Source organism: Flavobacterium sp. 270 (assembly GCF_004368785.1).
GTDB lineage: Bacteria > Bacteroidota > Bacteroidia > Flavobacteriales > Flavobacteriaceae > Flavobacterium.
The window spans coordinates 156,684-177,969 of record NZ_SODM01000002.1 but is presented as its reverse complement, the minus strand read 5'-3'; the positions used below and the strand labels follow the sequence as shown (position 1 = coordinate 177,969).

Annotated in this window: 16 protein-coding genes and 1 riboswitch; all 16 genes read left to right on the top strand. The window is 36.0% G+C overall.

The genetic code is table 11. The features are described from left to right. The first annotated feature begins 274 nt into the window (after positions 1-274). The 16 genes from EV144_RS08090 (at position 275) to EV144_RS08020 (ending at position 21,246) form a co-directional block, all read left to right on the top strand. On the top strand, positions 275-1,177 hold the full coding sequence (locus EV144_RS08090; RefSeq protein ID WP_134147836.1) for a sulfite exporter TauE/SafE family protein: 903 nt from the start codon (positions 275-277) through the stop codon (positions 1,175-1,177). Positions 1,178-1,199: 22 nt separating this feature from the next. Continuing rightward, on the top strand, positions 1,200-1,910 hold the full coding sequence (locus EV144_RS08085; RefSeq protein WP_134147834.1) for a phosphoadenylyl-sulfate reductase: 711 nt from the start codon (positions 1,200-1,202) through the stop codon (positions 1,908-1,910). Between the two features lie 151 nt (positions 1,911-2,061). Beyond that, positions 2,062-2,961: a sulfate adenylyltransferase subunit CysD gene (gene cysD, locus EV144_RS08080; RefSeq protein ID WP_012023580.1), complete on the top strand. Its 900-nt coding sequence runs from the start codon at positions 2,062-2,064 to the stop codon at positions 2,959-2,961. 111 nt (positions 2,962-3,072) lie between these two features. Beyond that, a complete protein-coding gene (locus EV144_RS08075; RefSeq protein WP_134147832.1) occupies positions 3,073-4,317 on the top strand; it encodes a sulfate adenylyltransferase subunit 1 in 1,245 nt (414 codons plus the stop codon). Positions 4,318-4,340: 23 nt separating this feature from the next. After that, the gene (locus EV144_RS08070) at positions 4,341-6,431 is read left to right on the top strand and encodes a HEPN domain-containing protein (protein WP_134147830.1); all 2,091 of its coding nucleotides are present in this window, start codon (positions 4,341-4,343) and stop codon (positions 6,429-6,431) included. Then, complete coding sequence (gene cobA / locus EV144_RS08065) at positions 6,424-7,200, top strand: uroporphyrinogen-III C-methyltransferase (protein ID WP_134147829.1); 777 nt, start codon at positions 6,424-6,426, stop codon at positions 7,198-7,200. The genes EV144_RS08070 and cobA overlap by 8 nt, the downstream gene beginning before the upstream one ends. 301 nt (positions 7,201-7,501) lie before the next feature. Then, entirely contained in the window at positions 7,502-8,083 is a 582-nt protein-coding gene (locus tag EV144_RS08060) for a bifunctional precorrin-2 dehydrogenase/sirohydrochlorin ferrochelatase (RefSeq protein ID WP_134147827.1), read from the top strand. Between the two features lie 97 nt (positions 8,084-8,180). Then, positions 8,181-9,233, top strand: a complete 1,053-nt coding sequence (locus EV144_RS08055) for an NAD(P)/FAD-dependent oxidoreductase (RefSeq protein ID WP_134147825.1) — start codon at positions 8,181-8,183, stop codon at positions 9,231-9,233. A gap of 268 nt (positions 9,234-9,501) precedes the next feature. After that, complete coding sequence (locus tag EV144_RS24405) at positions 9,502-9,636, top strand: hypothetical protein (RefSeq protein WP_262712219.1); 135 nt, start codon at positions 9,502-9,504, stop codon at positions 9,634-9,636. Positions 9,637-9,890: 254 nt separating this feature from the next. After that, positions 9,891-10,006: riboswitch (SAM riboswitch) on the top strand. A gap of 316 nt (positions 10,007-10,322) precedes the next feature. After that, entirely contained in the window at positions 10,323-11,321 is a 999-nt protein-coding gene (locus tag EV144_RS08050; protein ID WP_134147823.1) for a homocysteine S-methyltransferase family protein, read from the top strand. A 94-nt stretch (positions 11,322-11,415) separates the two neighbouring features. Beyond that, positions 11,416-11,850, top strand: a complete 435-nt coding sequence (locus EV144_RS08045) for a hypothetical protein (protein WP_134147821.1) — start codon at positions 11,416-11,418, stop codon at positions 11,848-11,850. 242 nt (positions 11,851-12,092) lie between these two features. After that, positions 12,093-14,768, top strand: a complete 2,676-nt coding sequence (gene metH / locus EV144_RS08040) for a methionine synthase (RefSeq protein WP_134147819.1) — start codon at positions 12,093-12,095, stop codon at positions 14,766-14,768. Between the two features lie 91 nt (positions 14,769-14,859). Then, positions 14,860-15,816 carry a methylenetetrahydrofolate reductase [NAD(P)H] gene (metF, locus tag EV144_RS08035; RefSeq protein ID WP_134147817.1) on the top strand — a complete coding sequence of 319 codons (957 nt, stop codon included), beginning with the start codon at positions 14,860-14,862 and terminating at the stop codon, positions 15,814-15,816. Positions 15,817-16,023: 207 nt separating this feature from the next. Beyond that, the gene (locus tag EV144_RS08030; protein WP_134147815.1) at positions 16,024-16,677 is read left to right on the top strand and encodes a class I SAM-dependent methyltransferase; all 654 of its coding nucleotides are present in this window, start codon (positions 16,024-16,026) and stop codon (positions 16,675-16,677) included. A 141-nt stretch (positions 16,678-16,818) separates the two neighbouring features. Continuing rightward, on the top strand, positions 16,819-18,042 hold the full coding sequence (locus EV144_RS08025; RefSeq protein WP_134147813.1) for a dicarboxylate/amino acid:cation symporter: 1,224 nt from the start codon (positions 16,819-16,821) through the stop codon (positions 18,040-18,042). 135 nt (positions 18,043-18,177) lie between these two features. After that, positions 18,178-21,246: a T9SS type B sorting domain-containing protein gene (locus tag EV144_RS08020; protein ID WP_134147812.1), complete on the top strand. Its 3,069-nt coding sequence runs from the start codon at positions 18,178-18,180 to the stop codon at positions 21,244-21,246. The last annotated feature ends 40 nt before the right edge of the window (positions 21,247-21,286 follow it).

Sequence of the window (21,286 nt, the reverse complement as noted above, 5' to 3'; positions counted from 1 at the left end):
AATAATCCTATAGATTTTGTAGACTTTAAATGTGTATTTTTGCAAATCACAAAATTAGATTGACTTGTTAGAATCTCACAAACCAATAACTAATTTGTTAAATTAATTACTAATCGTCTTTAGAATGTCTTTTATCATGGTTTAAAGGGAATTACTAACGCAAAAAAGTAAATATATTGTTTTGATATTTCAAAATATATAGTACATTTGCAAAGTAATCTACTAAGCCGATAGGGTAATGGATTTTGGAAGACAAAAAACAAATCCTATAAGTATGGAAAATGAACTTAAGTTAAACAATACTGCGATTAAAGCTGATGCTTTATCCAAAGAAAGATTATGGGTTATAATACCTGTTGTTTTATTGTTAGGTTTGGTAGCTACATTGATTTATAATCATCATGCCGAATTTTCATGGAACAGTTTCCTGGAAGGTTTTGATGAAAATCTTTTAGCGTTCTTTTTAATTGGAGTTTTTGCTCAATTGGTAGATGGAGCTTTAGGAATGGGTTACGGAGCAACTTCTACGTCATTTTTATTGGCTTATGGAGTGCCGCCAGTAGTAAGTAGTACGGCAGTTCACGTTTCTGAAATGTTTACAACGGGAGCGTCAGCGCTTTCGCATCATCGTTTTGGAAACATCAATAAAAAACTGGTAAAACATTTGTTGATTCCGGGAGTTTTAGGATCGATTACAGGAGCATATTTATTGTCTGATGTAATTAATGGTGATGTAATTAAGCCTTTTATTGCGGTTTACATGATTGTTTTAGCGGCAATCATTATAAAGAAAGCTTTAAAGAAAAATGTTAAAAAAAAGAAAACCAAAAAACTAGGCGTTTTAGCTGTTTTTGGAGGTTTTATGGATTCAGTTGGAGGCGGAGGCTGGGGGCCGATTGTGACTTCAACTTTATTAGGAAGAGGAAGAAATCCGAAATATACGATTGGTTCTGTAAATGCAGCTGAGTTCGCGATTTCGTTTGCAAGTGGAATCACTTTCATGCTTTTTGGAGGAATCCACGGCTGGCAGGTAATTATCGGATTGATTTTAGGAGGAGTGATTGCAGCACCAATTGCGGCATTTTTAGTAAATAAAATTAAAAGAAAATCAATGATGATTGCGGTTGGAATCTTAATCATCTTATTGAGTTTAAAAACATTATCTAAATTGTTATAAAGATTTAGAAAGGAAAGAGAATATGAGTGCGACAATTGTAGAGTCATTATTAGAACAAACAAAAGATTTTTCGCTGGAACAAACGTTAAGTTTTCTGGCAGAAAAATATCCAAACCAAGTTATTTTTTCAACTTCATTTGGACAGGAAGATCAGGTAATTACTGATTTTATCTTCAAAAATGATATTGATATTAAGGTTTTTACTTTAGATACGGGAAGATTATTTCAGGAAACGTATGATGTTTTTCACAGAACATTAAAAAGATACAAAAAACAAATCGAAGTTTATTTTCCGGAAGCGACGGCAGTAGAAAATCTGCTTCAAACAAAAGGACCGAACAGTTTTTACGATTCGGTTGAAAACAGAAAAGAATGCTGTTTTATTCGAAAAGTGGTTCCGTTACGAAAAGCTTTGGCTGGAAATGCAGTCTGGATTACAGGTCTAAGAGCCGAACAATCAGAAAACAGACACGATTTAAATCTGTTTGAATACGACGGAGGTTTTGACATCATTAAATTCAATCCATTATTAAAATGGACTTTAGAAGAAGTTGAAAATCATCTAAAAGAATTTAATGTTCCGCAAAATGCTTTACATAAAGAAGGTTTCGTAAGTATTGGATGCGCGCCTTGTACAAGAGCAATTTTCCCAGGAGAAGATATCAGAGCCGGAAGATGGTGGTGGGAATCAAGTCATAAAGAATGTGGTTTACACGGTGCTAAGAAAGAGTAAGGAATTAGTACTTAGTCATTAGTCCAAAGTCCTTAGTTAGAAAAAGAAAATAGAGTAAAGAATATAGAATATAGAGTGGAGAATTTTAGATCAGGTTAGTAAAACTTGAAACCTGAAACTTGAAACTAAAAATATCAAACAAAAAACAACAATGAGTTCAGTATTAAAAACAAACGCTTTAGAGAGTGAAGCAATATACATTTTCAGAGAAGTAATTTCACAGTTTGACAAACCGGTTTTACTTTTCTCAGGAGGAAAAGATTCTATTACATTGGTGCGTTTGGCACAAAAAGCATTTTTCCCTGCTAAAATTCCGTTTCCTCTATTGCACGTTGATACGGGACACAATTTCCCTGAAACAATTGCTTTCAGAGATAAATTGGTTGAAGAATTAGGTTTAGAATTGATTGTTCGTAATGTTCAGGATGCTATTGATGAAGGAAAAGTGGTGGAAGAAACCGGAAAATATTCTAGTAGAAACAGCTTGCAAACGACTACACTTTTAGATGCAATCGAAGAATTCAAATTTGATGCTTGTATTGGTGGAGCGCGTCGTGATGAAGAAAAAGCAAGAGCGAAAGAACGTATTTTCTCTGTTCGTGATGATTTCGGACAATGGGATGAAAAAAATCAAAGACCTGAATTGTTTGATATTTTGAATGGAAAAATCGAAAATGGTCAAAACGTTCGTGTTTTCCCAATTTCAAACTGGACAGAATTAGATGTTTGGAGTTATATCGAAAAAGAAAATATCGAGATTCCATCAATCTATTTTTCACATAAAAGAAAAGTTTTTTTGAGAGACGGTTTAATCTGGTCACATTCTCCTTTTGTGTACCAAGAAGAAGACGAACAAATCGAAGAAAGAATTGTTCGCTTCAGAACCGTTGGAGATATGAGTTGTACAGCGGCTGTTGAATCTTACGCGGCAACAATCGAAGAAGTTGTTGGCGAAATCAGATCATCAACAATCTCAGAAAGAGGAGCCAGAATCGACGATAAAAGATCTGAGGCGGCGATGGAAAAAAGAAAACAACAAGGATACTTTTAATAAGTTAGTAGTTAAGAGTTAGAAGTTAGAAGAATCAAAAAAACATACAGATTTATAAGTTTCGAGAGAACATGAAACCTGAAACTTGAAACCTGAAACAAAATAAAGAGAATGGACGTTTTAAAAATAGCAACAGCAGGAAGTGTAGATGACGGAAAAAGTACTTTGATCGGAAGATTATTGTACGATACAAAATCATTGACAACAGATAAAATCGAAGCAATCGAGAAAAGCAGTAAACAAAAAGGATACGATTATCTTGATTTTTCTTTGGCGACAGACGGATTAGTAGCAGAAAGAGAGCAGGGAATTACGATTGATGTTGCACACATTTATTTTTCTACAGCAAAGAAAAGTTACATTATCGCCGATACTCCGGGTCACGTAGAATATACGAGAAACATGGTTACAGGAGCTTCGACTTCTCAGGTTTCTATTATTTTGATCGATGCCAGAAAAGGAGTAATTGAGCAAACGTACCGTCACTTTTTCATCAATAATTTATTGAGAGTAAAAGAGGTAATTGTTGCCATCAACAAAATGGATTTAGTAGATTATTCAGAAGAAGTTTTCAATAAAATCAAAGCTGATTTTCAGGCATTAAATGCAAAAAGTACTTTCAAAGAACAAAACGTAAGTTATATTCCGTTAAGCGCAATCAACGGCGGAAACGTGGTTGACAAATCAGAAAACATGACTTGGTACGACGGACAAACTGTTTTGGAACATTTAGAAGGATTACATTCTCATGATGTTTACGAGCCAGGAAAAGCGCGTTTCCCGGTTCAGACTGTGATTCGTCCAAAAACAGAAGAATATCATGATTTTAGAGGTTATGCTGGAAAATTATACGGAAATTCAATTAAAGTTGGAGATGAAGTAACAGTTCTTCCTTCTTTAACAGAATCAAAAGTTACTAAAATTCATTTCTTCGATAAAACATTTGATGAAGCTGTTGCAGGTTCTTCAGTAACAATCGAATTAGAAAATGACATCAATGTAACAAGAGGCGATATGATTGTAAAATCAGACGAGCTTCCAAAAATTGAAAAAGATATTACAACAACAGTTTGCTGGATGGACAGTAAAAAACTGGTTGCAGGAACAAAATATTTGGTACAACACAATACCAACAGAGTTTTGGCGAAAGTAGAAAGTATCAAAAATACAATCTCAACTGATTATTCAGGAACAAAAGAAGCTTCGCAATTAGCAATCAACGAAATTGGAGAAGTAACTATCAAACTAAGCAAGCCTTTGTATTTTGATGCCTACAACGACAACAAATCAAACGGAGCTTTTATTTTAATTGACACTGCAACAAACACAACTGCAGGAGTAGGATTCATTAGATAATAAAGCCTAAAGCGAAAAAGAACATGGAAAGTTTTAGAACAGAAATAGAAAATCCGATCGTACAAAAGGAGATCATCGATTTAGAGAAAAAAATTCACTTATTCCGTGGAGGAAAAATTGATGATGAGCGTTTTCGTAGTCTTCGTTTAGCGCGCGGAATTTACGGACAACGTCAGGAAGGCGTACAAATGATACGTATTAAATTGCCTTATGGTAAAGTTACCAGCGAGCAATTGGTGCGTATCACAAAAGTTTCTGACGAATATTCTACCGGGCGTCTGCATATTACGACGCGTCAGGACATTCAGATTCACTATGTAAGTTTAGACAGAACTCCTGAGCTTTGGGCAAATCTGGCTAAAGATGATATTACATTGCGTGAAGCTTGTGGAAACACAGTGAGAAATATTACAGGAAGCGAATTGGCTGGTGTAGACGTAAACGAACCATTTGATGTTTCGCCTTATGCACACGGCATGTTTCAATATTTGTTGAGGAACCCAATCTGTCAGGAAATGGGACGTAAATTCAAAATTTCGTTCTCTTCTTCAGACGAAGATACGGCTTTGAGTTATTTACACGATTTAGGATTTATTCCGAAAATCAAAGACGGACAACGCGGATTTAAAATCATGTTTGGTGGAGGTTTAGGATCTCAGCCAGCGCACGCTGAATTGCTTTCTGAGTTTGTTCCGGTAAACGAAATTATCCCGACAGCAGAAGGAATTATCAGAATTTTTGATCGTTACGGAGAACGTGCAAAAAGAATGAAAGCGCGTATGAAATTCTTAATCAAAGAAATCGGAAAAGATGTTTTCTTAGATTTAGTTGAAAAAGAGAAAAAAGCAATTGCATTCGAAACATACGAAATAGATACAACTGCTTTTGAAGGTCCGATTCCGGAACCTTTATTAGCTGTTCCGCAAGTTACAATTGAAGACAAAGAAGCTTATGAAACATGGAAAGCTTCAAATGTAATTGCACAAAAACAAGCAGGTTATTACGCTATCGGAATCAAAGTTTTATTAGGAGATTTTTATACCGATAAAGCCAGAGCATTAGCCGAATTAATTAAAAATTACGGAGCCAATGAATTACGTTTTTCATTGCGTCAAAATATTGTAATCCGCCACATAAAAGAAGAGAATCTTCCTTTCTTTTATCAGGAATTAGCCAAATTGGACTTTGTTCATTTAGGCTATAATTCTACGGCAGATATTACAGCTTGTCCGGGTACAGATACTTGTAATTTGGGGATTGCAAGTAGTACCGGTATAGCTGAAGAATTAGAAAAAGTAATTAATGCCGAATATCCTCAGTACAGAAACAACAGCGAAATTGAGATTAAAATTTCAGGTTGTATGAATGCCTGCGGACAACATAATATGTCGGCAATTGGTTTTCAGGGAATGTCTATCAACTCAGGAAAATTAGTGGCGCCAGCGTTGCAGGTTTTATTGGGTGGAGGAAGATTAGGAAACGGAGAAGGTCGTTTTGCAGATAAAGTAATCAAAATTCCAAGTAGAAGAGGACCAGATGCATTACGTACAATTTTGAATGATTTTGATGCGAATGCAAACGGCGAAAAATTCCTTAACTATTACGATGCAAAAGGAGAGAAATATTTCTATGAAATCTTAAAACCTTTCGCAGACGTAACCAACTTAACAGAAGCTGATTTTATCGATTGGGGTAATGCAGACAATTATGTAAAAGCGGTTGGAGTTGGAGAATGTGCCGGAGTTGTAATTGATTTGGTTGCTACTTTATTATTAGAAGCAAAAGACAAATTGACTTTCGCTCAGGAATCTTTCGACGAAGGAAAATGGTCAGATGCAATTTATCACGCTTACGCTGGATTTGTAAACGGTGCGAAAGCATTGTTACTTTCTGAAAACGAAAAAACAAACAACCACGCCGGAATCGTAGATTTATTTGATAAAGTTTTTGTTGAAAGCGCTAAAATCGGTTTGCCGACAACGTTTAACGAATTGGTTTACCAAATCAATAAAACGGAGCCTTCTGAAGCTTTCGCAAAACAATACATTGAAGAAGGAATTGCATTTTTTGCAATTATAGAAAAATACAGAGCACAAGAATTAGCAAATGCATAATACCATAAAACCCAAAGTAACTTTAGTTGGCGCAGGTCCCGGAGACCCGGATTTGCTTACGCTAAAAGCCGTAAAAGCACTTGCTGAAGCGAAAGTGGTTTTGTACGACGCGCTTGCGAATGAAGAAATTCTGGCGCATGCTCCAAAAGATTCCATCAAATTATTTGTTGGAAAACGAAAAGGAAATCACAGTTATAGGCAGGATCAAATCAATCAGTTGATTGTTGATAATGCGTTGACTTACGGTCATGTTGTTCGATTAAAAGGCGGAGATCCGTTTATTTTTGGAAGAGGAAGTGAAGAAATAGAATTCGCAGAAAGCTTCGGAATTGAAACAAAAGTAATTCCCGGAATATCTTCAGTAGTAGCAGTTCCGGCAAGTCTCGGAATTTCGATTACCAAAAGAAGCGTTTCAGAAAGCTTTTGGGCGATTACCGGAACAACATCCGACAGAAAATTATCTTCAGATGTTGCTTTGGCATCAAAATCGTCAGCAACTGTTGTGATTTTAATGGGAATGCACAAACTGAACGAAATTGTGAGATTATTTCAACAAGAAAATAAAGGCGATTTACCTGTAGCGATCATTCAAAGCGGAACAACGACAGAAGAAAAAGTAGGCGTTGGAACAGTAAATTCTATTGAAGAAATTGTAAAACAACAAAAACTGAGTTCGCCAGCAATTATTGTTCTTGGAGAAGTTGTAAAACAAAGCCATAAATTAAAAGGTTTCTACGAAGAATTTCTATCGAAAGAAATCGCAAGATAAAGTTCCGTAGGAACGATCAATATTGTAGCGCCGGATTTTAATCCGGGGGAGCAAATTAAAGGTAAAGGTTTCTAAGAAGAATTTTTTATCAAAAGAAATCGCAAGATAAGTTCCGTAAGAACGATCAATATTGTAGCGCCGGATTTTAATCCGGGAAACAATGCAAAAATTAAATTGAATGTCAATTTAATAAAACGAAAGATTGAAAAATATAGCCCACGGTTTCAACCGTGGGAAACGTGGTTTGAGATAAATATTGTAACGTCAGATTTTTGTAATTTCGACGAAACAAAAAATTAAAATGGAACAAAACGAATTATATCCGATCTTTTTAAAACTGCACAATCTAAATGTATTAATTGTAGGCGGAGGAAATGTTGGATTAGAAAAGCTTTCTTTTTTATTAAAATCGAGTCCGAATGCCAATGTTGAGGTCGTAGCAAAAGATTTTCATCTGGACATTAAAGTTTTGGCAGAAAAACATCCTTCGATAACTTTAACCGAATCGAAGTTTAAAAAGAAAATGCTCAAAAAGCGTCATATGGTAATTGCTTGTACAGACGATTTACAAGTCAATAAACGAATTTATGATTTGGCCAGAAAGCGTTATTTGATTTGCAATATTGCCGATACGCCCGATTTATGTGATTATTATTTAGGCGGAATCGTAACAAAAGGAAATGTAAAAATTGCCATTTCGACCAACGGAAAATCGCCGACAACAGCAAAAAGGCTTCGCGAGTTTTTTGAAGAAGTAATTCCGGAAGATATCAATGCAATGGTCGAAAACCTGAATGAATATAGAAAAACCTTAAAAGGCGATTTCGAAGAAAAGGTGAAAAGAATGAACGAGATTACTTCGTCATTAAAAAATAAAGAGTAAAAAGTTTCGAAAAGAAATAAATGATAAAAATCATTGAAAGTACAAGGATTTATTCGTTTCTTTGCGTTATTAAGAATGATTATAAACAACAACCATAATGATTAAAACAGATATACTTATAATTGGAGCAGGACCAACAGGTTTATTTGCCGTTTTCGAGGCAGGATTATTAAAACTAAAATGCCACATTCTAGATGCTTTACCACAGCCGGGAGGACAACTTTCTGAACTTTATCCAAAAAAACCAATCTACGATATACCTGGATTTCCAGAAGTATTGGCAGGAGATTTAGTTGATGGATTAATGGAACAAATTAAACAATTTGAGCCAGGTTTTACTTTAGGAGAACGTGCTGAAACAGTAGAAAAGCAAGAAGACGGAAGTTTTATCGTAACTTCAAACAAAGGAACTAAATTTCACGCGCCGGTTATCGCTATCGCTGGAGGTCTAGGAAGTTTCGAGCCTCGTAAGCCACTAATTGAAGATATCGAGTTTTATGAAGATAAAGGAGTAAAATACTTCATCAAAAATCCGGAGAAATTCAGAGATAAAAGAGTTGTTATTGCAGGAGGAGGAGATTCAGCGTTAGACTGGTCAATTTTCTTAGCAAACGTAGCTTCAGAAGTAACTTTAATTCACAGAAGAAACGAATTTAGAGGCGCTTTAGATTCTGTAGAAAAAGTGCAGGAATTAAAAACTGCCGGTAAAATTAAATTAGTTACTCCAGCAGAAGTAATTGGAATCAATGGTGCTGAGCACGTAGAATCTTTGGATATCGAAGAAAACGGTGCGCACCGTAAAATCGAATGCGATTACTTTATTCCACTTTTCGGATTAACACCAAAATTAGGTCCAATCGGAGACTGGGGATTAGAAATCGAGAAAAACGCAATCAAAGTAAACAATGCTTTAGATTACCAAACGAACATTCCTGGAATCTTCGCAATTGGAGACGTAAACACATACCCGGGAAAATTAAAGTTAATTCTTTGTGGTTTCCACGAAGCAACTTTAATGTGTCAGGCTGCATACGGAATCATCAATCCGGGTAAAAAATACGTATTAAAATATACAACAGTATCAGGAGTAGACGGTTTCGACGGAACACGTAAAGAGGCGCCAAAAGCAGTTGTGAAAGCGATTGTCTAAGGTTCTGAGTTTCTGAGAGACTAAGATTCTAAGATTTTTATATAGTAAAGCTCAAACTTTTTAAAGTTTGGGCTTTTTTAGCTTAGCACCTTAGCATCTCAGAACCTTAGCACCTTTAAAATTTTATTCACATTAACTTAATCTTCATTTCTTGTTCCCGAAACTTCGGCATAGTAGCTTTGTATCTTAAAATAAAAAATTTGATTTTGGTATTTGAAAAACCAAGATAAAATCGTAACTTTAAGAAAGTATTCAAAAATTATCTATTATGAACAATTGGAATGAAGAATTAGCACCCGAAGAAAAGGCAAAAATTGAAAATGAGATCAAGATGACCGCTAACGAATTAATAGATCATCAAGAAGTTATGGATACATTTCTAAAATGGGACAGAAGTTTCTAAACACCATTTTTTATCTCAAATAACAAGCCAATCACGGAATAATACGCTAAGATCTTAACAGAAAGCTCAAACTTTTAAATAAGTTCGAGCTTTTTTTGTTCAAATGTTTTTAAACTTTGAACCTTTGGAGCTTATTAACCTAGTTGCTTATAAAAGAACTTAGAACCTCAGAACTTTAGTCGCTTAGAATCTTAAAAAAAACTTGCAATTAACGGCTTTATGTCGTTACTTTGCACCGTTCATAATTTTATTGACAGTTATCACGAAAGGCGGAGGGATAGACCCGATGAAACCTTAGCAACCCTTTACCATAAAGAAGGTGCTAAATTCTACTTTATACTGTAAATACAGTATCTAAGATAGATAACACAAATACATTACTCGTATTTCTCAAAACTTTTCCTGACAACATTACACTAAATTTCACCGAATAAAATTTAGTGAAAGGAGCGATTCATTGACGCATTTTTTGCCGTCATGGGTTCCCGCTTTCGCCTATATCTCTCCGAGGATACCGGCTCAATCGGGGCTAAAGAGCCACAATTGTGAACTTTTGGAAACAAATTAAAACATATCATTTGAGTTTAAACCTGACGAGTTTTTAAACCTCGTCAGGTTTAGCCGCAAGATTAAATTATAAAAAAAGCTTTGTGTCTTAGCGTCTTAGTGGCAAAAGGCAAAACAATATGTCTATAAAAGAAGCAATAAAAGAAAGAATCCTGATCCTTGACGGAGCAATGGGAACCATGTTACAACGCTACAACTTCTCAGAAGAAGATTTTCGTGGTGAACGTTTCAAGGACTTTCCACATCCGTTAAAAGGAAATAATGATTTATTATCACTGACACAACCGCAGGCCATTCGCGATGTACACGCCGCGTATTACGAAGCTGGCGCAGATATCGTAGAAACCAATACATTTTCTGGAACCACAATCGGGATGGCCGATTATTTCATGGAAGATTTGGTTTACGAATTAAACTACGAATCGGCTAAAATTGCTCGTGAAGTTGCAGACGAATTCACGGCTAAAAATCCATCAAAACCACGTTTTGTAGCCGGCTCAATCGGACCAACAAACCGTACCGCAAGTATGTCGCCAGATGTAAACGATCCGGGTTACAGAGCCGTAACATTTGACGATTTACGAATCGCTTACAAAGAACAAGTAGAAGCTTTACTAGACGGAGGTTGCGACTTACTTTTAGTAGAAACTATTTTCGATACTTTAAATGCAAAAGCGGCGCTTTTCGCGATTGAAGAAGTAAAAGATGAAAGAAATATAGATATTCCAATCATGGTTTCTGGAACGATTACAGATGCCTCAGGAAGAACACTTTCCGGGCAAACTGTAGAAGCGTTTTTGATTTCAGTATCGCATATTCCCTTATTAAGTGTTGGTTTCAATTGCGCTTTAGGAGCCGATTTGTTAAAACCGTATTTAAAAACATTAGCACAACATACACAGTTCAATGTATCGGCGCATCCAAACGCAGGATTGCCAAACGCATTCGGACAATACGATGAAACACCAGAACAAACTCAGGCTTTTATCAAAGAATATTTAGACGATAATTTAATCAACATTATTGGTGGTTGTTGCGGAACTACTCCAGATCATATTCGATTAATGGCTGAAGTTGCGAAGGATTATAAGCCGAGAGTTTCGCCAGTATTAGCGTAAAGTCATGTTCCTGCAAGGTTTTTAAAACCTTGTAGGTTAAATTGAAATTAAGATATTCAGAAACAATAGAATTTTTTCGATTGAAAATTAAAAAGTGAAAGAAAACAAAAGCGATTCAGATAAAATAAAAGGAATTGTAGGAGTAGCCCTGCTTGCATTAATATTTGTGGTTAGTATCTTTTCAAATAAGAATGAAAAGAAGTATGATGAACACGATAAAAATTTAAAAGGAGAAACAATAGGGCTTACAACTAGAGTCAAATACCACAGAAAAACTAGGTCTTTGAGATATTATTTTTATACAAATAAAAAAGTTTTAGCTGAGGTTTCTATTGATTATGGGCAGGTAAATAAGTTTTATAAAGTAAAATACGATTTAGACAACCCAGAAAAAAACTATATAGTTTTAGAAGAAGAATTAGAACCAGATTCAATTTCATTAGTTAAAGCAGGATTTACTAAAACTAAATATTACATATATGATGCAGGAGTAACTTGCAAATATATAGAGCATTCAAAATGGAAGTAAAAGTTCTTTAGGAACAAATGATTGGTAGTACTGCGTGAGGGATAGAAGTGAAAAGCCCAAAGCCTGACGGAGGAAGAGCGAGGACTTGTAACGGATAGCCCGGCCGGAGGACACGCCCAAAATAAAATTATAGAAAAGTAAATGCCTACAAGGTTTCGTCCCGAAGCCTCGGGAGCAGGAAGAAATAAAGAATAAAAAACTTAGAACCTAAGCCCTTTAGAAGCTTAGCAACTTTAAAAGAAATGACTGAAAAAAGAAGAGACCTTGTATTAGCCGGATTAGAGCCGTTAATTATTACGCCCGAAAGTGTTTTTGTAAACATTGGAGAGCGTACAAACGTAACAGGTTCAAGAAAATTCTTGCGCTTAATAAAGGAAGAGAAATATGACGAGGCGCTTGATATTGCAAGACAGCAGGTAGAAGGAGGAGCACAGATTATCGACATTAACATGGACGAGGGAATGCTTGACGGAGTTCAGGCAATGACCAAATTCCTGAATTTAATAGCATCTGAACCGGATATTTCGAGAGTGCCAATTATGATCGACAGTTCAAAATGGGAAATCATTGAGGCTGGTTTGAAAGTTGTGCAGGGAAAAAGTGTTGTAAACTCCATTTCATTAAAAGAAGGAGAAGAAGCTTTTATTCATCATGCTAAATTGATAAAAAGATACGGTGCAGCGGCGATTATTATGGCTTTTGACGAAGTTGGTCAGGCCGATAATTACGATCGTCGTGTTGAGATTTGTCAGCGCTCGTATGATATTTTGGTGAATCAGGTTGGTTTTCCTCCGCAGGATATTATTTTCGATTTGAACATTTTTCCGGTTGCAACGGGAATGGAAGAACACCGTTTAAATGCAATCGACTTTTTTAGAGGAACAAAATGGGTTAGAGACAATCTGCCTCATGCACATATTAGTGGTGGTGTGAGTAACGTTTCGTTTTCTTTTAGAGGAAACGATCACGTACGTGAAGCCATGCACTCGGTTTTCTTGTATCACGCGATCAAAAACGGAATGACGATGGGAATCGTAAATCCAGAAATGTTGACGATTTACGATGATATTGAAAAAGACTTATTAGAGCACGTAGAAGACGTAATTCTTGACCGTCGCGACGACGCAACCGAAAGACTTTTGGATTTTGCAGAAAATGTAAAAGGCGAAGTAAAAAGCGACGAAAAAGCGATTCAGGAATGGCGTTTAGGAACAGTTCAGGAGCGTATTACGCATTCATTAGTAAAAGGAGTTGATGCTTTTATTGAAGAAGATGTAGAAGAAGCGCGTTTGGCTGCAACAAAACCAATTGAAGTTATCGAAATCAATTTGATGACGGGAATGAATGTGGTTGGAGATTTATTCGGAAGCGGAAAAATGTTCTTGCCTCAGGTTGTAAAATCGGCGCGTGTAATGAAAAAAGCCGTTGCGTATTTACTGCCATTTATTGAAGCGAGCAAACAAGCGGGAGATAAATCCGGAAACGGAAAAATCCTGATGGCAACTGTAAAAGGTGACGTTCACGATATTGGTAAAAACATTGTTTCGGTGGTTTTAGCTTGTAATAATTACGAGATTGTAGATTTGGGTGTAATGGTGCCTCCGGAAAAAATCATTGCAGCGGCAATCGAGCACGAAGTAGACATTATCGGATTAAGCGGACTGATCACGCCTTCGCTTGACGAAATGGTTTATTTGGCCAAAGAGCTTGACAAACAAGGAATTAAAATCCCGATTATGATTGGTGGGGCAACCACTTCGCGCGCACATACGGCCGTGAAAATTGCGCCTCAATATAGAGAAACTGTAATTCACGTAAACGATGCTTCTAGAGCCGTAACCGTTGCAGGAAATCTGTTAGATCATAACCGAAAAATATACGCAAGCGATATTCGTGCAGAATACGATGCTTTTAGAGAGACTTTCTTAAGCCGTTCGAGAGATAAAAATTTCTTAACGATTGAGCAGGCTCGTAAAAATAAACTGCAATTAGACTGGGACGAATATACTCCGGTAACGCCAAAGAAAATCGGTAAGCAAATCGTTGAAGTGGAACTGGATGTTTTAGTTCCGTATATTGACTGGACACCGTTTTTTAGAACTTGGGAATTGTTCGGAAAATATCCGGCAATTTTAACGGATGAAGTTGTGGGCGAACAAGCAACTTCGGTTTTTGCAGATGCTCAGGCAATGCTGAAAGTTATTTTGGCAGAGAAAAAACTAACAGCAAAAGGTATTTACGGAATTTTTCCTTGTAATCAGATAAACGATGATGATATCGAATTGCGTGATGAAAACGGAAAAGTTTTAGAGAAATTCTTAACGCTGAGAATGCAGTCTCAAAAAACAAAAGGTGCTCCGAATATTGCTTTAGCTGATTTTATCGCTCCAAAAGAAAGCAATAAAACAGATTATATGGGCGCGTTCTGTGTAACAACAGGTTTTGGTGTAGACGAATGGGCTGCCGAATTTGAAAAAGATCTTGACGATTATAACTCGATTATGGTTAAAGCGCTTGCAGATCGTTTTGCAGAGGCTTTCGCCGAATATCTACACGAGCAAGTTCGTATGGATTATTGGGGCTACGATCCGGGAGAAACGTTGTCTAAAGAAGATTTGATCGAAGAAAATTATAAAGGAATTCGTCCAGCGCCAGGATATCCTGCATGTCCGGATCACTTGGAAAAACCAACAATCTGGAAACTTTTAAATGTTGCTGAAGAAATTGGAGTAACCTTAACAGAAAGTATGGCAATGTGGCCAGCATCATCGGTTTCGGGTTATTACTTCGGAAATCCAAAAAGTAAGTATTTCGGACTCGGAAAAATAAAAGAAGATCAGGTTACAGATTACGCGAAACGCAGAAATGTTCCGCTGGATTACGCAATGAAATGGTTAAACCCTAATATAGCAGATTAACTAAAAGTTATTTTGGTTTCATGTTTAAAGTTTCAGGTTGCTGTAGAGAACTTGAAACTTGAAACTTGAAACTTTGAAACAAAAACAAATAATGAAAGTAACAGAACATATAGAAAACGCCAAAGGAAATACATTATTTTCATTTGAAATTATTCCGCCTCAAAAGGGGAAAAGCATTCAGGAATTATACGATAATATCGATCCATTAATGGAGTTTAAACCGCCGTTTATTGATGTAACGACTTCTCGTGAAGAATATATTTACATTGACAAAGGCAACGGCCTTTTAGATAAAAAATTAACTCGTATGCGTCCGGGAACGCTTGGAATCTGCGCTTCTATAAAACATAAATACAATGTAGATACAGTTCCTCACGTACTTTGCGGAGGCTTTACCAAAGAAGAAACAGAATATCTTTTGGTAGATTGTAACTACTTAGGAATTGATAATATTATGGCTTTGCGTGGTGATGCCATGAAAGACGAACAATATTTTATTCCGAAAGCAGGAGGAAACGATTATGCGATTGATTTGGTAAAACAGATCAATTTATTAAATCAAGGAAAATACCTTCATGAAGTAATGGATATCGACAACAAAGCCGATTTCTGTATTGGTGTTGCGGGTTATCCGGAGAAACATTTAGAATCTCCATCTTTACAATCGGACTTAAAAAGACTGAAAGAAAAAGTAGATGCTGGTGCCGATTATGTGGTAACGCAAATGTTTTTTGACAATGCGAAATATTTCGAGTTTGTAAATAAAGCAAGAGAAATGGGAATTACAGTTCCTATTATTCCAGGGATTAAGCCAATTGCAGTAAAAAAACACTTGCAGGTTTTACCGCAGATTTTTAGAATTGATTTACCGGAAGATTTAATTCACGCCGTAGATCAATGTAAAGATAATGCTGCAATCAAACAAGTTGGAATCGAATGGGCGATTCAGCAGTCATTAGAATTAAAAGCGGCCGGAGTTCCTGTATTACATTATTATTCAATGGGGAAATCTGAAAATATTAGACAGATCGCTAGTCATATTTTTTAGCCTTTTTGTCATTGCGAGGAACGAAGCAATCTCACGTTGTATATCTTTGTGTTTTTGTTAGTGTGATTGCTTCGTTCCTCGCAATGACAAGATTGTAGAAAAAAGATAGAATTTAATCTTTGTCAAAGTTTTAAACTTTGACAAAGATATTGCACAATTGGAATTTGGAATTTGGAATTTTTGATGTTGGAATTTAAATCTACTCTTATGAAACAAGAAGAATTACAAGCCATTGCCTCTCAATTAAAACATCCTTCAGGAGAAAAAGGAATCGAAATGGCCAATATGATGAACGAAACGAACATCAATATGACGCATCATTCGATTCAGAATTTGAATATTTCTTCGTCAAATAAAATTCTCGAATTAGGTCACGGAAACGCTGGACATGTTGAGTTTTTATTGGAACAAGCCAAAGACCTAAAATATTACGGACTAGAAATGTCAGATTTGATGTTTCAGGAAGCAAGACAAATTAACCGAAATTTTGTTTCTCAAAAACAAGCTTTCTTCTCCCTTTATGATGGAAATTTGATTCCGTTTCAGGATTCTTTTTTCGATAAAATCTTTACAGTAAATACACTTTATTTTTGGCAGAAGCCAGAAGAATTACTTTCAGAAATTTATAGGGTTTTAAAACCAAACGGAACTTTCTGTTTGACGTTTGCAGAGGAAAGTTTTATGAAAACACTTCCATTTACGCAATTCGAATTTGAACTTTACAGTACAGAAAAAGCGCAAAACTTAATTGAGAGAACTTCTTTCAAAATCGTTTACAAAGAAACTTTAACTGAAAAAGTAAAAAGCAAAACAGGCGAATTGGTCAACAGAGATTATACAACGATTGTTTTAGAGAAATAACGATTCACTCAGATTATATTATTATTTTTTGCCACAATCTTGTCATTCCTCGCAATGACAAAAAGGCTAAAAAATATCAGCTAACTTTCAATATTTAATCTATTATATCGCTATTTTTAAGTCTAAATTTTCTAAAAAATTATGGAAGGTAAAAAGATCAATTTTTTACAAAGTTACAGCAGTATTCTTTTGCTTCTTGGCGGTATAATCTTAGGTAGTATTCTCGGATTGTATTTCGGAAAAGGTGTTGAGGTCATAAAACCGCTCGGAGATATTTTTCTAAATTTACTTTTCACAGCCATTATTCCGCTCATTTTTTTTACCATAGCTTCTTCAATTGCTAATTTAGAACGAACAGAAAAATTAGGGAAACTGTTTATAATTATGGTTTTGGTTTTTCTGGGAACCATCTTAATCTCGGCAATGGTAATGATTATTGCGGTTTATCTTTTTCCGATACATCAAAGTATTATAATTTCAAAAATACCTTTAGAACATATAGAATCAGGAAGTATTGGCGACCAGATTGCAAAATTGCTGACTGTAAATGATTTCTTCGAATTGCTTTCGCGAAAAAGTATGCTGGCACTTATTATTTTCTCTTTCATGATTGGATTTGCATGTCTGCAATCTGGCGAAAAAGGCAGTAGTTTTAGAAGTTTTCTGGATTCTGGAAACGAAGTCATGAAACAATTATTAAACATCATAATGAAAATGGCCCCAATTGGTCTTGGAGCCTATTTTGCTTACCAAGTTGGTGTTTTTGGTCCGCAGTTATTTGGTGTTTATGCAAAACCTTTGGGCGTTTATTACGGAGCCTGTACTTTTTACTTTTTCACTTTTTTTAGTATTTATGCTTTTATAGCCGGAGGAAAAAGAGCTTTTAGAGTTTTTTGGAGCAACAATATTACGCCTGCTTTAACCGCAGTGGGAACTTGCAGCAGTATTGCCACAATTCCGGCAAATCTAGAAGCAGCAGAAAAAATGAATATTCCCGCGCACGTCCGTAACCTGGTGATTCCGCTTGGTGCACCTTTGCACAAGGACGGATCGAGTATGTCTTCAATTTTAAAAATCACCGTGCTTTTTGCCATGTTTGGAAAAGATTTTACTTCACCTTCAACCATACTTTTAGCATTAGGAATTACTGTTATAGTTTCAATTGTAGAAGGAGGGATTCCGAATGGAGGTTATATTGGCGAAGTTCTAGCAATTACGGTTTACGGATTGCCAATGGAGCAGGCTTTACCGGTCGCCATGATATTAGGAACTTTGGTTGATCCAATTGCTACTTTGCTGAATGTCAATGGTGATTTAATCTGTTCGATGGTAATTTCACGGTTTTCCGAAAAGACAAAATGGTAGAATAATCAAAAAATAAATAACGCATTGGTAGATAAGACTTTCTTATATATCGACACTTTGTTTGCGTTAGTATAAAAGTTTAATAATTCATTTTATTATAAAGTAGTTTTACTGAGGATAAAATGTTTTTTAGTCTTGAAAAATAATTTCGTTTTTATTTTAGGTTTATTCTTCTTCAGCTTCCAGGTGCATGCACAGTTATGTACTGGAAGCTTGGGAGATGCTGTTGTCAAAATTGATTTTGGAACAGGAACTACATCTCACGGAACTGCTTTAGGAACAGGAATTACAAGCTATAACTATACTACAGCAGATTTTCCTAACGATGGTTCTTATACAATCGAAAAAGCAACCAACACTGCCGGAACTTGGTGGACAACAACAGATCATACTGGCGGCGGCTATATGATGGTTGTAAATGCAAGTCTTTCTACAACCGATTATTTTTATAAAAATACAGTTACCGATCTTTGTCCCGACACAACTTATGAGTTTGCAGCCTGGATTTTGAATTTGCTGCGATCAAACGATACAAGTCCGCCTAATATTACTTTTACAATTGAGTCTACAACAGGTACAATATTAGGGACATATAATACAGGCGATATTGGTTTAAGTTCTAGTGCAGTTTGGAAACAATATGGTTTCTTTTTTACAACTCCGGCGGGAATTTCTACTGTAGTAATTAGAATGCGAAATAATAAAGCCGGCGCCGCACCCGGAAACGATATTGCATTAGACGATATTACTTTTAGAGCTTGCGGGCCAACCGTTACTTCCACCATTCAAAACAATGCCAATACCAGTTTAACGATTTGCCAAGGCGATTCGCAGACTTATACCTTAACAGGAACAGTTTCTTCCGGATATTCAAATCCGGCGTACCAGTGGCAGGTAAGTTCAGATAACGGAACTACTTGGTCAGATATTTCCGGAGCAAATACATTAACGTACTCTTTTGTCCCAAACCCGACAGTGGGCACTTATTTATATCGCATGGCGGTTGCGCAAAGCGCGAATATTTCATCGGCTTCTTGTAGAGTCGTATCAAATACTATCAGCTTTAAAGTAAATGAAAGCACCGTTGTCCCAACTTTCACGACTGTGCAGCCTACATGCGATGTGCCAACTGGAACTATAAGTATAACCACAACAGCAAATACGACTTATAGTATTGATGGTACAAATTATCAACCATCAGGTATTTTTTCTGGATTGGCAGGAGGAGATTATAATGTTACAGCAAAATTAAGTACAGGTTGTGTTTCTAGTCCTTTAATGGCGCACATTAATACGGTTGCAACTTCTAGTGCGACTCCAACTTTTTCGGTAATTCAGCCCGTTATTTGTTCTAATCCATTAGGGACAATAACGATAACAAGTTCAGATTACGAATATAGTTTTGATAACGGAGCAACTTGGTCAACGAATAATTCAAAATCTGGATTTGAAGCAGGAGATTATTTAATAAAAACAAGAAATAGTTCGGGTTGTGAAACAGCGGCAGTTTCGGTTTCTATTTTAGTACCGCCCGGCTATCCGCCAACGCCAACAATTGCAGTTACACAGCCCGATTGTTTAATTGCAACAGGAACAATAACAGTTTCTGATATTGCAGCAGTGTATAGTTTTGATAACGGAGCGACATGGACAACTTCAAACACAAAAAATAATTTAGTACCTGGAACGTACCAAATCCTTATAAAAAATGATTTAGGATGCGTTTCTCTTTCTCCAAAAGAAACAGCAATAAAAGCATACATTAATACAGAGCCACTTCCAACGGCTCAAACTCCCCAAATCTTTTGTGTGCAGCAAAATGCGGTTGTAGGGGATATTAATATAACTGGCAATACTATTAGATGGTACGATGCACCGGTAAACGGAAATCTATTGTCTAATTCAGAAATTCTAAAAAACATGACATATTATGCTTCTCAGACAGTTGCGGTCTGCGAAAGCGAAAGAATTCCAGTTGTAATTAATATTCAAAATACAGCCGCGCCAGCTGGACTTTTAGAGCAAAATTTTTGTACAAGTCAGAAACCTGCAATTTCTAATTTAGAAGCTACAGGAACAAATGTTGTTTGGTACGACAGCGCAGTAAACGGAACCGTTTTAGCATCAACAGAAAGTTTAGTAAACGGTACAACTTACTTTGCTTCTCAAACTATAAATGGCTGCCAAAGTGCAAATCGTTTAGCAGTTTTAGTTACAATTGTTGCTCCAAGCCTGCCTATTCATAATGTTTCGTCTAACATCTGTGATGAGTTAAATGATGGATCTGAAACACTAGATCTTACCAGTTATAATGCTTCGATAGCAACTTGTACTTCTTGTACTTTTAGTTACTTTAAAAGTTTAGAAGGTGCAGAAAATCAAACTTTATTAGAACAAATCAGCAATGTTTCGAGTTATACTTTATCTGCAGGAAGTATTATAATTTATGTGAGAATTGATTCTAATGATAAATGTTACCAAGTGGCACAATTGAATTTGACATTGGTAAACGTTCCAATAATTGCAATTCCAGAAATTGTCTCATTATGCCAAAACGCAACTGTTGAGGTTCACGCAGGTACAGGATTTGACAGCTATTTATGGTCAACAGGAGAAATTTCAGAAGCGAAAACATTTACAGAAACAGGATCTTATTCCGTTACCGTTACTCAAAATCATGGCAATGCAATTTGTTCTTCAACCAAAGATTTTCAGGTAAAATTTTCTAATACAGCCACAATTCAGAATCTTACTGTTCAGGATTGGACGGATGCTGATAATACAATTGTGGTAGAATTGGCAGACACAAGTCTGGGCAATTATGAATATTCTATTGACGGAATAACTTATCAGGACAACAATACTTTTTCGGGTTTAGCAACTGGCGATTATACAGTATATGTTCGCGATAAAAACGGCTGCGGTACCGTAAACCAAGAAGTATTTCTGTTGAATTATCCGAAGTTCTTTACTCCAAACGAAGACGGTTTTAATGATTCTTGGGGAATAAAATTCTCTGAAACAGAACCCAAAATCAATACCAAGATTTTTGATCGATACGGTAAATTCATTAAAGAATTAAATGCATACACATCTTGGGATGGAACTTTTAATGGCCAAAATTTGCCAGCTTCTGATTATTGGTTTGTTGTAACAAGAGAAAACGGAAAAGTTTATAAAGGTCATTTTGCAATGAAAAGGTAAAGGTTTTCTTGTTGTTTTTTTATTGAATAAAGATTATTCC